Origin of the sequence: Alteribacter lacisalsi, assembly GCF_003226345.1 — a bacterium.
Classification (GTDB): Bacteria; Bacillota; Bacilli; order Bacillales; family Salisediminibacteriaceae; genus Alteribacter; species Alteribacter lacisalsi.
Map to the genome: position 1 here is coordinate 590483 of NZ_PDOF01000002.1, position 13280 is coordinate 603762.

Below are 13280 nucleotides of genomic sequence, written 5' to 3' on the forward strand. Positions count from 1 at the left end.
GCTGCTGTGCCGGGCTTTTTTCTATGTATCAGCCGAAAGTTGTAGCTGTAGTGCTTTGGATTAAAGCCGGAAGTCACCGGACGTACGGCACAATTCAGAGGCAAAAACCGTAAATCATGGGGAAAATCGTCGGATTCGAGTAGGAAAATTTGTAAATTAACCGGTTAATTTTCTGTGAATTACAAATTTTTGTTGAAATCTGAACATTACGGGCGTAGAGTACGGGATACAACATTTTTGCACCAAAAATTATGAGTTGGGAAAGGGAGTTTTCACATGGTCAGAACATCGAAATTTAAAAAAGCAGCAGGTGCCGCACTGGCTGTTACACTTGTCTTTGGAGGTACAGCCAGTATGATTCAGGCAGGAGACGGACCTGGTGAAACGAAAGAGTACCTCGTCGGGTTTGAACCGGGTGCTGCAGCGAATGCCAACGGTGAAAATGCGGTTAGCGCGCTTGGCGGTGAAGTAGAGCATGAGTTCGGGTTTGCGGATATTGTTCAAGTCACGCTTCCGGAAGAAGCTGTCCGGGGTCTTGAGAATAATCCTAATGTTACCTACGTGGAAGAAAATGCGGAAGTGGAAGCCTACGCTCAGGAAGTGCCTTACGGGGTTGAACAGGTAGGGGCCCTTGATGTACAGCAGAACGACGGCAACACAGGAGCCGGCGTTAGCGTAGCAGTTCTTGATACAGGAATTGCAGACCATTCAGATCTGAATGTCGTCGGTGGTGCCAGTTTTGTAGCCGGTGAACCGGATTATGATGATTATAACGGTCATGGTACACATGTGGCTGGAACAGTGGCGGCCCTTGATAATGACTTCGGCGTCCTCGGTGTTAGTCCCGATGTTGATCTTTACGCTGTGAAGGTGCTTGGTGCAGACGGCAGTGGGACGATGGCCGGCATTGCCCAGGGAATCGAATGGGCAGCGGACAATGGAATGGACGTGGCGAATATGAGCCTTGGAGCTGATATGGGGTCAACTACTCTCGAGCAGGCAGTGAACTATGCACACAGTCAGGGTGTTACCCTGGTAGCAGCGGCCGGAAACTCCGGAAGTCTTGGGAATCTTAATACAATCGGTTACCCTGCAAAATACGACAATGTCATCGCAGTAGGTGCTGTTGACCAGAACAACGAACGGGCATCCTTTTCCAGTGTCGGTGATGAACTGGACGTTATGGCGCCTGGTGTGAGCGTAAACAGCACATACCTGAATGATGGTTACCAGGCTCTTAATGGTACATCCATGGCAGCACCTCACGTAGCCGGTGCAGCCGCCCTTATGCTTGCTGAACACCCTCATCTTTCCAACGAGGATGTACGTAACGTATTTAACAGCACTGCCCAGCCGCTTGGCGATCACTTCTACTATGGCAACGGTGCCCTTGATGTAAGAGCAGCACTTGATGCCCAGTAAATTTGTTTCCCCCCCTTATTATGAACATCCTCCGCTTTAGCGGGGGGTGTTTTTTTAGATTGCCGAGTTGTATAAAAAATATAAAGAACTCCCCTGAAGAAAAACAGATTCTTCATTAAATCTGTCTGCTTTAGGGGAGCCTGTCATCTGGTCTATTTACTTATCTGTTATCAATCGTTTCCGGATACAGATCGTGCTGAACCAGACGCTTTTCGGCGAACTGCTCCCACTTGGTACCAGGCTTGCCGTAGTTTACATAGGGATCGATGGAGATGCCGCCCCGTGGGGTGAATTTACCCCAGACTTCAATATAGCGGGGATCCATCAGCTTCACGAGATCATTTACAATTTTATTCATACAGTCCTCGTGGAAGTCTCCGTGGTTACGGAAACTGAACAGGTAAAGCTTGAGCGACTTGCTTTCAACCATTTTTTTGTCAGGAATGTAGCTGATATAGACAGTGGCAAAATCCGGCTGTCCGGTCTTAGGGCAGAGGCTCGTAAACTCTGGACAGTTAAACTTCACGAAATAATCCCGGTAAGGGTGGACGTTTTCAAACGCCTCCAGAACACTCGGGTCATAATCCATTGAATACTCGGTTTTACTGCTCCCGAGCTGTTCCACTTCTTCTTCACGATTGTAGCTCATCGGAATTTCCTCCTTCAGGATCATCTGCTGCCTGCTTTTCTGCCAGATATTCGTTCAGGCCGCGGCCACGGAGCTTACACGCAGGGCATTCCCCACAGCCGTCCCCGACGATTCCTTCGTAGCATGTAAGGGTATTGTAGCGGACAAAATCCAGGCCGCCCAGTTCATCGGCCATTTTCCACGTTTCGGCTTTATTTAAAAACATGAGAGGTGTATGAATGACAAAGTCTTCGTCCATGGATAGATTAAGCGTCACGTTCATGGATTTTACAAATGCATCACGGCAGTCCGGATAGCCGGAATAATCGGTTTCGCAGACACCTGTGATAATGTGCTTTGCGTCAACTTGTTTAGCGTATATGCCTGCCATAAGCAGAAAAAGATGATTGCGCCCGTCGACGAACGTTGTCGGATATTTTTCCCCTTCTTCGATCTCAATATCATCTCGGGTAAGGGCATTTTCAGTGAGCTGGCCGAGCATGCTCAGATCCATCACTTTATGAGGCACATCAAGGCTTTCCGCAATTTCTGCTGCATGATGGAGTTCACGATCGTGGCGCTGACCGTAATCGAAAGACAGGGTCTCCACCTGATCAAATTTTTTTTGTGCCCAAAGAAGGCAGGTTGTACTGTCCTGACCACCGCTGAACACCACAATGGCTTTATTGTTATTCAAGGTTGTTCACTCCTAGTTTTCATTTCTAGAGCGGAGGATGGTTACGAACTCCGCTACCTACCTACTCTAACAAAAATCGCTGTAAAATGTTAGTGGAACAAATCTGGCAACGGTTCTTAACGACCGATAAGTTATCTGAATTTGGAGGGAATTATTTTGCCTGTGGAGAACTATATATGAGTTAGTATGGCGTGAAATGAACAAGGGGGAAATCCTGATGAAAAGTCAGATCCAGAATAGGTTTGTGGATTGGCGGAGACAAGCATTCGAGACATTCTGGTCGGGCGACCTCGAAAAGAGCTGGGAGATTCACAGTAAAATTGAATCGCTTTTTCCGGAAAAAAGACACATAACGGATATGTGGAAAATTTGTCTTTTCGGTCGAAGCGGCCAAAATGATGAAGCTTTCCGTATGGCATTTGCTTCTCTCCATGATGGAATCTGGTGGCATCCTGACAGACTGCGGGAAGAGCCTGAGCTTGACCCGCTGAAAAAAGATGCAAGGTTTGATCTGTTCGTAGATGCATGCCGAAACAGGTATAGGCAGGAAGCGGATCGCCATCCACCCCTTCTGTGCAGTATGGGCAATCCGCTTAGCGTAAAGCGCATGTTTGCCATTCACTGGCGCGGTGATAATGCGGACAGTTTCTCTGAGTACTGGGAGGAGACGGCTTTTTTAAGTGACTGGCATGTGGGTTTTCCCCAGTCGTCCCAAGTATTCGGCAGCGATCGTTTCTGCTGGGATGATGAAAAGAAGGCAGAGGCCGATCTGGTGGAATCCAAGCGCCACTTTGACCAGATCAGTGCTGCAGACCCGGACCAGACTATTCTGTGCGGAGCTTCCCAGGGCGGGAAATTGGCGATCGACTACACTCTTCGGATGAAACCGTTTAGTGAAAGCCGTTTCTTTGCCATTGTGCCATCAATCCTGGATCTTGCACCCTACGAAGCTAAGCTCCGGGAAGGCGTCTGCCCACAGACACGCGGTTACATCCTGACAGGGGATCGTGATCCGTTTGTTCAGAAGGCATCGGCTCTCCATGAACTCCTTCGGGACTATGATATTCCGTGCAAGCTTACGATCGTAAAAGGACTGGGGCATGACTTTCCGAAAGGTTTTGAAATGTATCTGAAGGATGTGGCTGATTTTCTACATCAGGCGTAAGCCCCTGTGTTAAACTGGTAGAAACAGGCGTAATGGAGCGGTGGTGAGCAGAATGGGAGACGGGAGAATATATAAATCCACAACAGATGTAAAGGTAAGTGGTGTTCTTGCGGGCCTTGCGGACAGCTTGAGGATTGATCCGACAATAGTACGGATTCTGTTTGTCGTGATTGCCATTTCCACAGCGGTGGTTCCATGTGTAATCGCCTACCTGGTTATGGACTGGGTAATGCCCAAGGATACGGACAGAGAGCACGAAATTTAATATTTAATTAGTATATCCTTCGGTCAGTTTTGCGAAGCTCCGCTGAACGCCCTCCGCGGCGGGGTCTCGCTGCTGGCCTCAGTTGCGCTTATTAGAGGTTTACTGACTGAGAGGTATACTAGGTATACTTATTTAATATATTCTTTGCAGAAAACAGGCTGCTCCGATTAAGGGGCAGCCTGTTTTTTATATCCTATTTTCTCATCGCAACTCCTGTAAGAAACGACAGCATGACATGCGTACCGGCTTTAACAGTCATGCCGGCTACGTCTTTTTCCGGGTCGAGGCAGACGATGTCCATCGCCTTTACTTTTTCGTGCTGTCCGCATACGAGAGCCGCTTCGAACAGTTCATCCGTCCGCATGCCCCCTGGTGTGGTGGCAGGAACGCCCGGAGCATAGGCCATATCAAGAACGTCCATGTCACATGTGAAGTAAATATGATCCACTTCCTGCGCGAGCTCCCAAAGTGCGTGTTCAACCATTTTCCCAACGCCCATTTTCCGAGCTTTATTAAGGGTAATGTACTTCACCTGATGAGCATCGGCGAACTCCTTTAGAGCTCTGCTGTTAAAAAAGCCGTGTAGTCCAATGTTGTAGACGTGTTTTCCCTCCACGAGCTCCTGTTCAATCAGTTGGCGGACCGGGGTGCCATTGGCCGGACCAAGCTCGGCAGGGTTACGCAGATCAAAATGAGTATCCAGCTGAAGCAGTCCGATTTTTACATTAGGATCGGCTTCTTTAAGCCCGAGGATCGTTTTCGCAGTCACCGAATGATCTCCACCGATTCCCATCATCACGGATTGCGGGTGCTGTTTTCGAATATCGGAGCAGGCTGTTGCGATGTGGCTGTGGCACTGCCCGATGTCAGTTACATGCTGGATTGTATCCCCGAGGTCATAAACACTAAGACTGCTTAGATCCACATCCTCATCGATGTTATACGTACTGAACCCTTTCCATGCGCGCCGGCACGCTTCGGGAAATGCAGAAGCAGCCGACGGACTGATCGAAGAGCTGGAGAGGGGGAGGCCATAAATGACTGCATCCGCATCCCCTGGCGCACCCTGACCGCCTTGAAGTGGCCGGATCCATTCGTGTACTTTTTCCGGGTTGTTTTTCGTCTGTCCCCATAAAAACGGAGGCCCCTGCATGCTCGCATATGGATAGGTCACACGATCACCCCGTTATCAAACGCAATCCGTCCTCTTTTAATGACCGTTGCCGTATGGTTGATACCGTAAAGGTACGTAAACTGAAGATGATTTGGAATATTCCAGATGACAAGGTCAGCCTGTTTGCCGGCTTCAATACTGCCGATCGTCTCACCGCGGCGAATGGCGTGGGCCGCGTTTATTGTAGATGCCGTGATGGCTTCAGCCGGCGTCATCCCCATGGTAAGGCTTGCGAGATTCATCATGAACGGCATCGATGTGCTCGGAGAGGAGCCCGGGTTTCGATCGGTGGAAAGAGCGACAGGCACGCCGGCATCGATCGCTTTACGTCCGTCTGCCGCTTCGGTCATAAGGAAGAAGGCCGTGCCGGGAAGAAGAACGGCAACGACACCTTTTTCGGCCATCATCTTCAGCCCCTGATCAGAAACTTTCAGGAGGTGATCGGCGGAGACAGCTCCGACTTCTGCTGCTATTTCTGCTCCACCGTAGGGTTCAATTTCGTCGGCATGAATTTTTGGCAGAAGACCGTGTTCCCGTCCCGCTTCAAGAATACGGCGGGATTGATCAGGCGTGTAAACGCCGCGCTCGCAGAACACGTCGTTAAATTCTGCCAGCCCTGATTCCGCTGCTGCCGGGATCATGTCGTTTACAACGATATCCACGAATGCTTCCGGGTCATCCTTGTATTCCTCAGCAATGACGTGGGCACCCATAAACGTTCCCACTACGTCCACGATGTGGTCTTCACCAAGCTTTTTCGCCACTTCCATCTGCCGTTTTTCCACCTCCCAGTCCATCCCGTAGCCGCTTTTTGCTTCAACAGTTGTAACCCCGTGCTTTAAAAAGGAGTCCAGGCGCGGTCTGCTCTCGTTATACAGCTGCTCAAACGAAGCTTTTCTGGTTGCTCTGGTGGTGGCGTGGATGCCGCCGCCCTGTTCCATAATGTCCATATATTTTGCACCCTGAAGCCGCATGTTGTATTCATTTTCCCGGCTTCCTGCAAACACGAGGTGCGTGTGGGGATCCACAAGACCAGGTGCAACGACCTTTCCTTTTGCGTCGATGACCTGTGCCTGGCGGAGTTTATCTGCGTACTTTTTTTCGAGATCGGGAGTGGTTCCAGTTTCCACAATCCTGTCATTTTCGATCCACACCGCGCCGTCTTCAATGATGGACAGCTCGTTCATCTGCTCACGGACGGCAGGAGAACTGCTTGAGCCTGCAACTGTTAAAAGTTCATTGGCATTTTTAATGAATAAATAAGACATTTAAGCATCTTCCTCTCTGTCGAGCATTGGAATGTTCACGTTGTGCTTTCGGGCTGTTTCCTTTGCTTTTTCATAACCGGCATCCACGTGCCGTGCGATTCCCATTCCGGGGTCTGAAGTGAGCACCCGCTCAAGACGTTGCTCCGCTTCTTTTGTTCCGTCTGCCACTATGACCATGCCGGCGTGAAGGGAGTAGCCCATGCCGACGCCGCCGCCGTGGTGGACGGAAACCCAGCTCGCACCGCCGACGCTGTTGATCATGGCATTCAGGATCGGCCAGTCAGCCACCGCATCACTGCCGTCTTTCATGGATTCTGTTTCCCGGTTCGGCGAGGCGACAGAGCCGGAATCGAGATGGTCACGTCCGATGACGACCGGCGCTTTCAGCTCACCTGATGCCACCAGATCGTTGATGATCTTGCCGAAACGGGCCCGTTCGCCGTATCCGAGCCAGCAGATCCGAGAAGGGAGGCCCTGAAACTGAATCTTTTGCTGCGCCATACGGATCCAGTTGCACAGATGCTCGTTATCCGGGAACGCTTCCAGAATGGCCTGGTCTGTCCGGTAAATATCTTCCGGGTCACCGGAAAGAGCGACCCAGCGAAACGGTCCTTTCCCCTCGCAGAACTGGGGACGGATATACGCGGGCACAAAACCTGGGAAATCAAAAGCGTTTTCAACCCCTTCGTCAAGAGCGACCTGACGGATGTTGTTGCCGTAATCAAACGTAACCGCACCTTGTTGCTGCATATCAAGCATCGCCTGAACGTGGAGGGCCATGCTTCTTTTCGCTTTTTTTACGTAATCAGCAGGAACCGTTTTGCGAAGCGCGTCTCCTTCTTCAAGACTCATCTCCGCAGGCAGGTAGCCGTTAAGCGGGTCGTGGGCGGATGTCTGGTCCGTGAGCACATCAGGGACAAACCCTCCTGCCAGCATTTGTGGAAGAAGTTCCGCCGCATTCCCAAGAAGACCGATGCTGAGCGGTTTCCCCATGGCTTTCGCCTGGCGGGCAAGATCGAGCGCTTCATCCAGACTGTCTGTCATCCGATCTAAGTAACGGGTATCAAGCCGCTTTTGAATCCGGCTTCGATCCACGTCAATGGCGATACACACACCGTCATTCATGGTCACAGCGAGAGGCTGCGCACCGCCCATACCGCCAAGCCCGGCCGTAAGGGTAATCGTTCCTTTCAGAGACCCGTTAAAGTGCTGTTTGGCAAGTTCCCCGAACGTTTCGTATGTGCCCTGAACAATACCCTGACTGCCGATGTAGATCCAGCTGCCGGCCGTCATTTGGCCGTACATCATCAGACCCTTTCTCTCAAGCTCGTGAAAGTGCTCCCAGTTCGCCCACGCCGGAACAAGATTTGAGTTTGCTATCAGTACACGTGGCGCATCTGTGTGACTCTTAAATACAGCCACCGGCTTACCGGATTGAATAAGAAGCGTTTCGTCGTTTTCCAGCTCTTTAAGGGAACGGATAATGGCCTCAAAAGACTCCCAGTTCCTGGCCGCTTTTCCAATGCCGCCGTAAACGACGAGATCTTCAGGGCGTTCGGCCACTTCAGGATCAAGGTTATTGCAGAGCATCCTGAGCGCTGCTTCCTGAACCCAGCCCTTCGTTTCAAGTTCCGTCCCATGCTTACTCTTAATCGTTCGTGCCTGTTTCATCGGATCACCTTCCTGATTTTCATTGTTTCGTAAAAGTATAAGCGCAAAAGAGTAAAGGAAACAGACGATTAATATTGGATTTTAAGCACTAATATTTGATTGATTCCTCATTTCCAGGATGCGAAGTGGAATTATATGCTTTCTCATATACAAAAAAGGGCTATGAGAGGATTTGGCGAATGATTAAAGAAGAAAAGGAGGGAAGCAATTGAACTATTCAACGGAAGTACATAACCTGACATCCGCCGATCTGGCTGACGGTTTTTTTGACGGATGGGGGAGAGAGCACCCTTCGAAGGAAAAGCATCTGGAGATTCTCAGGAACAGCTACCGGGCCGTAGTCGCTGTAGACGAGGAAACAGGACAAGTGATTGGCTTTATCAACGCCATATCCGACGGTGTCCTCTCTGCCTATATCCCTCTTCTTGAAGTGGTGCCGGAATGGAAAGCAAAAGGCATTGGCACGGAACTTGTCCAACGTATGCTTAAGGAACTTGACGGTTTATATATGGTAGATCTTTTGTGCGACGAGGCACTGCAGCCTTTTTACGAGAGAGTTAACATGAGAAGAATGCAGGGCATGGCGGTGAGGAATTACAGCCGGGCATCAGGAAAATAAGGAGGATCCGGCTCAGACTCTTTCTTATCCGGAATGAAGGAGGACATTGTTCAGTCAGGTGGACATCATACATAGAATATAGGAAAGAGAGGGGGGATACGTATTGGGAAAAGTGCTGCTTTTTACCGATCCGGGGATTGATGATGCGATGGCCGTTATGTTTGCGCTTCTTCGCCCTGACATTGAGCTTGTTGGTATTGTGACAGGATACGGAAATGTGGATCTGGAACAGGCGACTGAAAATGTAACCTATCTGCTGAAACTGGCCGGCCGGGAAGATGTCCCAGTTTTTGCCGGAGCTCATTTTCCGCTCTCCGGCGAACTGGTGACCTTTTATCCGGAATTCCATGGTAAAGGGGGACTCGGTCCTATTGAGATTCCGGAAACGACCCAGGATCAGCTTTTAAATTTCACCGATCTGTTTGATCTCATCGAGACCCACCAGAATGAACTGACGATTATTGATGTGGGGCGGCTCACCTCCCTTGCCATGGCGTATAATCTCGGTGGGGACGAGGTCATGAACAAAGTCAACGGCATTTTTTTGATGGGCGGAGCTTTTCTGGCACCGGGAAACGTGACTCCCCTGGCGGAGGCCAATTTCTACGGTGATCCAATTGCGGCGAATCTCGTTATGGAACGGGCAGAGAATCTGGTCATTGTACCGCTTAATGTGACCGAACATGCACTGGTAAACGACAGCATGATTGCGGAAGTCACGAAGGAGGGATTCAATGCTTTTACATCGCTGCTCGAACCCATTTATCAGTTTTATGCGGACGCTTATCAGCAGATCGTCCCTGAAATGGAAGGGGCGCCGTTCCACGATGTTCTCGCCCTCCTGGCATATACGAATCCAGATGCCTTTACTTTTATAAAAAAACCGGTGAGTGTCTCCACTGCCCCGGAGACAAGAGGACAGAGTATTTCCGATTTCCGTCCGGTGGAATCTGCAGAGTTTGAGCAGGAAGTTGGAAAAGACCACTGGATTGCTATGGACTTTAATTATAAGAAGTTTGCGAAGGAGTTTATAGAAACGATGAAAACCGTGGTGGAAGAGCCGTAATCCCATTTTTGATGTAATGGGATGATCCTGCCGTAAGTCCTGATTATGTCAGGGCTTTTTTTGTGTATTCCAAGCCATAACAGACGTACTGGAGCCAATTGCAATTGAGAGTGCTGGTATAGGGAAAGAGCATATTTATTCAGAAATCCTCATTCTATGTTTTATTACAGCGATATAGGGTATTTGTTATCAGAATATTCTAAAATTATATTTTCTGAAGAAACGATTTAACTGAACGGTGATTAAAGAGACGTTGAAGTGTTTAAGAGTGTGAATTGCAATTTCTAGAGAGAGGTGAACGATGGTGAGTAAATTTACGACCCGTTACAGCTATGGCGGAGATGAATTCTTATTTGTCGAGCTTAGCGAAGAAATGAGTCTTGACGTCAATTTCAGGGCAATGGCAATCACAAAAAAGCTAAAAGAGAAAAACAACCCGCACATAATGGATATCTGCCCCTCAAATGCTTCCTATATGGTTCGTTACAATCCGGATGAACTGCATGCTGATGAACTAATCGACGAGCTGAAACAACTCGAGGACTCTGTAAAAAACCTTGATGATATTGTTATAAACTCCCGACTGGTGGATGTCCCGGTCTTATTCGAGGATCCATGGACCCATGAAGCAGTCATGAGATTTCGTGACCGTCACCAGGATCCGGAGTCTACGGACCTTGAATATGCAGCCAGAATCAATGGCTATGATTCCAAGGAAGATTTTATTAAGGCTGTCACTGACTCTCCGTTTCTCGTATCCATGATTGGCTTCGTGCCGGGCCTTCCCTTTTGCTTTCAAATCGTTCCAAAAGAAGAGCAGCTTGAAGTGCCTAAATATGTTCGTCCTCGTACCTATACACCAGAAAGATGCTTTGGTTTCGGTGGTGGTTTTTCTGTCATCTACCCGGTTCAGGGTGCCGGGGGATATCAGATGTTCGGCATAGCAGCTACGCCGGTTTTTGATAAGGAGCAGCAGCTTCCGGATTTTCAGGACTCCATGGTTTTTCCCCGACAGGGTGACATTTTCAGATATCGTTCTGTCTCAAGGGACGAATATGATGCCGTCAGGGAAGAAGTTGAAGCTGGAACTTTTGAATATCTCAAACAGGACTTTACATTTCAGCCTGGTGATGTCCTTGAAGATTCTCATGCATTCTCTCAAAAGGTGTTAAGGAGGTTATACAATGATTAAGGTATTAAAGCCGGGGTTACAGACAACAGTACAGGACAATGGTCGAGCCGGATATTACGAAACAGGCATGCCTCCATCCGGTGCGCTGGATCAATACTCCTATGCTGTCGCGAACATGCTGGCTGGAAATAAAAAAGGTGCTGCTGTACTGGAAATCACGTATATGGGACCGGAACTTTCCTTCGAACAGGATACAGTCATTGCAGTGACAGGTGCTGCGATTCCTCCAAAAATCAACGGTGAATCCGTTTCGTCATGGGAAACACTTGAAGTCAAAAAAGGGGATATTCTGTCCTTTGATTTTGTAAAACAAGGGGCAAGGTCTTATCTGGCTGTTGCCGGCGGCATAGATGTGCCCTCCGTAATGAACTCCAGATCTACTTACACTTTATGCGGGATCGGGGGCTATGAAGGGCGTGCTCTGGAAGGAGATGATTGGCTCTCCGTTGGAGACTTGAAAGAAAGAAACATTAAAACGGGCACCAGGGTCAAGGAACAGTATATTCCGGATTTTCCCAAAAATCATGAAATCCGTGTTATCACAGGTTTATGTAATTACCGGTTAACAGATGAAAGTAAGCAGCGTTTTCTGAATCTGGAATGGACTGTTACACCGGAAGCCAATCGGGTTGGTTACCGGTTGAAAGGGGAACGCCTGGAATTTGTCCCTCGGGAGCAGCCATTTGGAGCAGGAAGCAATCCATCAAATGTGGTCGACCTGGGCTATCCGATCGGATCGATACAGATTCCGGACGGAGTAGAACCAATTGCTCTATTGAATGATGCTGTGACAGGAGGCGGTTATGCCACTGTGGCAACAATAATCAGCACGGACTTAAATAAAATTGCACAGGCGAAGACGAATGAAAAGATCAAATTTACTTCCGTCACCATGGAGGAGGCGATGCAGGCAAGAAAAGACATGAAACAAAAACTGGAGGAAGTTGAAAGAACCTTGGAATCCAACTAAAAGGAGAGTTGAACATGAGCGAAGTCGTATGTCCGTTACCAGGAGTATTTTACCGTAGGCCTTCACCAGATGAACCGATGTATGTGGAAGAAGGACAAAGTGTGAAAGCTGGAGATGTTGTTGGTTTAGTGGAAGTGATGAAGAATTATCAGGAAGTTCATTCAGAAACCGATGGTGTCATTAAAAACATCAAGATCGAGGATGGAAGTGTAGTTGAAGCAGGACAGGTCATAGCTGAAATAGAATAAAATGAATTTTACGTGAACAGGATGTATTATTGCTGCTGATAACAAATGAAATTCTAATCTGCAAAAAAGACAGGTAAGAAGGGAGGAAGCCAAAGTGAAGGTGGATTTGAACTGTGACATGGGAGAAAGCTTCGGCATGTATCAACTTGGTAATGATGAAGAGATGATGCCGTATATTACTTCAGCCAATATCGCCTGTGGCTATCATGGAGGAGACCCTGGTACAATGCGCAGGACGGTGGAGCTTGCTAAGGAGTACAATGTGCAGATTGGGGCCCACCCGGGATTTCCGGACTTAATGGGGTTTGGGCGGCGGTACATGCATTGTAATCCCTCTGAAATCAAAGACTATATAACTTATCAGGTTGGTGCTTTGAAAGCCTTTGCCGGTCTGTATGATATGCCTATTGCCCACTGCAAACCCCACGGTGCACTTTATATGATGGCTATGGAAGACGAAAAGATTGCCAGGGCAATTCTTGAAGGAATTGTGGAATTGGATGATAACATCATCGTTTTCGCAATGAACAATTCCGCCGTGGCGGAAGCCGGGGAAAAGATGGGCGTTCGGATTGCAAGAGAAACTTATTCTGACCGTGAGCACACTGAAACAGGGTCTATCATCCTGACACGTAAGGGATCTGAAATTGATGATTATGACGCGATGGCTGACCGTGTTGTCCGGATGGTAAAGGAAGGAAAGGTGACCGCACATTCAGGTGAGGAAGCTGATGTAGTCGCAGAAACTGTTTGTATTCATGCAGATACTCCCGGAGCTGTGAAACTAGCTGAAAAGATTCGGCGAGCCCTGCTGAACAACGGGATTGAAATATCGGCTATAAGGTAGGACAAAAGATAACTTTCTAAATGTAATATGACCAAAAATCTCACAAGC

Annotated in this window: 14 protein-coding genes; 9 read left to right on the forward strand and 5 right to left on the reverse strand. The window is 48.6% G+C overall.

Annotated features, from left to right (window positions below; translation table 11 throughout):
• The first annotated feature begins 276 nt into the window (after positions 1 to 276).
• Positions 277 to 1422, forward strand: a complete 1146-nt coding sequence (locus CR205_RS14335) for a S8 family peptidase (RefSeq protein WP_110520788.1) — start codon at positions 277 to 279, stop codon at positions 1420 to 1422.
• Positions 1423 to 1582: 160 nt separating this feature from the next.
• Here the strand turns inward: CR205_RS14335 and queF are convergent, their stop codons facing one another.
• Both queF and queC read right to left on the reverse strand, forming a co-directional pair.
• Positions 1583 to 2071: a preQ(1) synthase gene (queF, locus tag CR205_RS14340; protein WP_110520789.1), complete on the reverse strand. Its 489-nt coding sequence runs from the start codon at positions 2069 to 2071 to the stop codon at positions 1583 to 1585.
• Complete coding sequence (gene queC / locus CR205_RS14345; RefSeq protein WP_110520790.1) at positions 2055 to 2747, reverse strand: 7-cyano-7-deazaguanine synthase QueC; 693 nt, start codon at positions 2745 to 2747, stop codon at positions 2055 to 2057. The genes queF and queC overlap by 17 nt, the downstream gene beginning before the upstream one ends.
• A 217-nt stretch (positions 2748 to 2964) precedes the next feature.
• On the opposite strand from queC, the gene CR205_RS14350 reads away from it, so the two are divergent.
• Together CR205_RS14350 and CR205_RS14355 are read left to right on the forward strand one after the other, a co-directional pair.
• Positions 2965 to 3912, forward strand: coding sequence for an alpha/beta hydrolase (locus CR205_RS14350; protein WP_110520791.1), 948 nt, complete (start codon positions 2965 to 2967; stop codon positions 3910 to 3912).
• Between the two features lie 52 nt (positions 3913 to 3964).
• Positions 3965 to 4177, forward strand: coding sequence for a PspC domain-containing protein (locus CR205_RS14355; RefSeq protein ID WP_110520792.1), 213 nt, complete (start codon positions 3965 to 3967; stop codon positions 4175 to 4177).
• A gap of 193 nt (positions 4178 to 4370) precedes the next feature.
• Here CR205_RS14355 and CR205_RS14360 read toward each other — a convergent pair whose 3' ends face one another.
• The 3 genes from CR205_RS14360 to hutU are packed head-to-tail and all read right to left on the reverse strand — an operon-like array spanning position 4371 to position 8290.
• On the reverse strand, positions 4371 to 5351 hold the full coding sequence (locus CR205_RS14360; protein ID WP_236634847.1) for an agmatinase family protein: 981 nt from the start codon (positions 5349 to 5351) through the stop codon (positions 4371 to 4373).
• Positions 5348 to 6619: an imidazolonepropionase gene (gene hutI / locus CR205_RS14365; protein ID WP_110520793.1), complete on the reverse strand. Its 1272-nt coding sequence runs from the start codon at positions 6617 to 6619 to the stop codon at positions 5348 to 5350. The genes CR205_RS14360 and hutI overlap by 4 nt, the downstream gene beginning before the upstream one ends.
• Positions 6620 to 8290 (reverse strand): urocanate hydratase, encoded by a 1671-nt coding sequence (gene hutU, locus CR205_RS14370; protein WP_110520794.1) that lies wholly within the window; start codon positions 8288 to 8290, stop codon positions 6620 to 6622. It abuts the gene before it with no gap.
• 208 nt (positions 8291 to 8498) lie between these two features.
• On the opposite strand from hutU, the gene CR205_RS14375 reads away from it, so the two are divergent.
• The 6 genes from CR205_RS14375 (at position 8499) to CR205_RS14400 (ending at position 13232) form a co-directional block, all read left to right on the forward strand.
• Positions 8499 to 8909, forward strand: coding sequence for a GNAT family N-acetyltransferase (locus CR205_RS14375; RefSeq protein WP_110520795.1), 411 nt, complete (start codon positions 8499 to 8501; stop codon positions 8907 to 8909).
• Between the two features lie 112 nt (positions 8910 to 9021).
• Positions 9022 to 9975: a nucleoside hydrolase gene (locus CR205_RS14380; RefSeq protein ID WP_236634859.1), complete on the forward strand. Its 954-nt coding sequence runs from the start codon at positions 9022 to 9024 to the stop codon at positions 9973 to 9975.
• A 301-nt stretch (positions 9976 to 10276) separates the two neighbouring features.
• Positions 10277 to 11167 (forward strand): 5-oxoprolinase subunit B family protein, encoded by an 891-nt coding sequence (locus tag CR205_RS14385; protein WP_110520797.1) that lies wholly within the window; start codon positions 10277 to 10279, stop codon positions 11165 to 11167.
• The gene (locus tag CR205_RS14390) at positions 11160 to 12137 is read left to right on the forward strand and encodes a 5-oxoprolinase subunit C family protein (protein WP_110520798.1); all 978 of its coding nucleotides are present in this window, start codon (positions 11160 to 11162) and stop codon (positions 12135 to 12137) included. Before CR205_RS14385 ends, CR205_RS14390 begins: the two co-directional genes overlap by 8 nt.
• Before the next feature lie 14 nt (positions 12138 to 12151).
• The gene (locus tag CR205_RS14395) at positions 12152 to 12385 is read left to right on the forward strand and encodes an acetyl-CoA carboxylase (protein WP_201745383.1); all 234 of its coding nucleotides are present in this window, start codon (positions 12152 to 12154) and stop codon (positions 12383 to 12385) included.
• Positions 12386 to 12479: 94 nt separating this feature from the next.
• Entirely contained in the window at positions 12480 to 13232 is a 753-nt protein-coding gene (locus CR205_RS14400) for a LamB/YcsF family protein (protein ID WP_110520800.1), read from the forward strand.
• The last annotated feature ends 48 nt before the right edge of the window (positions 13233 to 13280 follow it).

Coding starts and splice junctions, on each gene's coding strand:
- CR205_RS14335 (WP_110520788.1), top strand. CDS start 277: ATGGTCAGAACATCGAAATTTAAAAAAGCAGCAGGTGCCGCACTGGCT.
- queF (WP_110520789.1), bottom strand. CDS start 2,071: ATGAGCTACAATCGTGAAGAAGAAGTGGAACAGCTCGGGAGCAGTAAA.
- CR205_RS14350 (WP_110520791.1), top strand. CDS start 2,965: ATGAAAAGTCAGATCCAGAATAGGTTTGTGGATTGGCGGAGACAAGCA.
- CR205_RS14355 (WP_110520792.1), top strand. CDS start 3,965: ATGGGAGACGGGAGAATATATAAATCCACAACAGATGTAAAGGTAAGT.
- hutI (WP_110520793.1), bottom strand. CDS start 6,619: ATGTCTTATTTATTCATTAAAAATGCCAATGAACTTTTAACAGTTGCA.
- hutU (WP_110520794.1), bottom strand. CDS start 8,290: ATGAAACAGGCACGAACGATTAAGAGTAAGCATGGGACGGAACTTGAA.
- CR205_RS14385 (WP_110520797.1), top strand. CDS start 10,277: ATGGTGAGTAAATTTACGACCCGTTACAGCTATGGCGGAGATGAATTC.
- CR205_RS14390 (WP_110520798.1), top strand. CDS start 11,160: ATGATTAAGGTATTAAAGCCGGGGTTACAGACAACAGTACAGGACAAT.
- CR205_RS14395 (WP_201745383.1), top strand. CDS start 12,152: ATGAGCGAAGTCGTATGTCCGTTACCAGGAGTATTTTACCGTAGGCCT.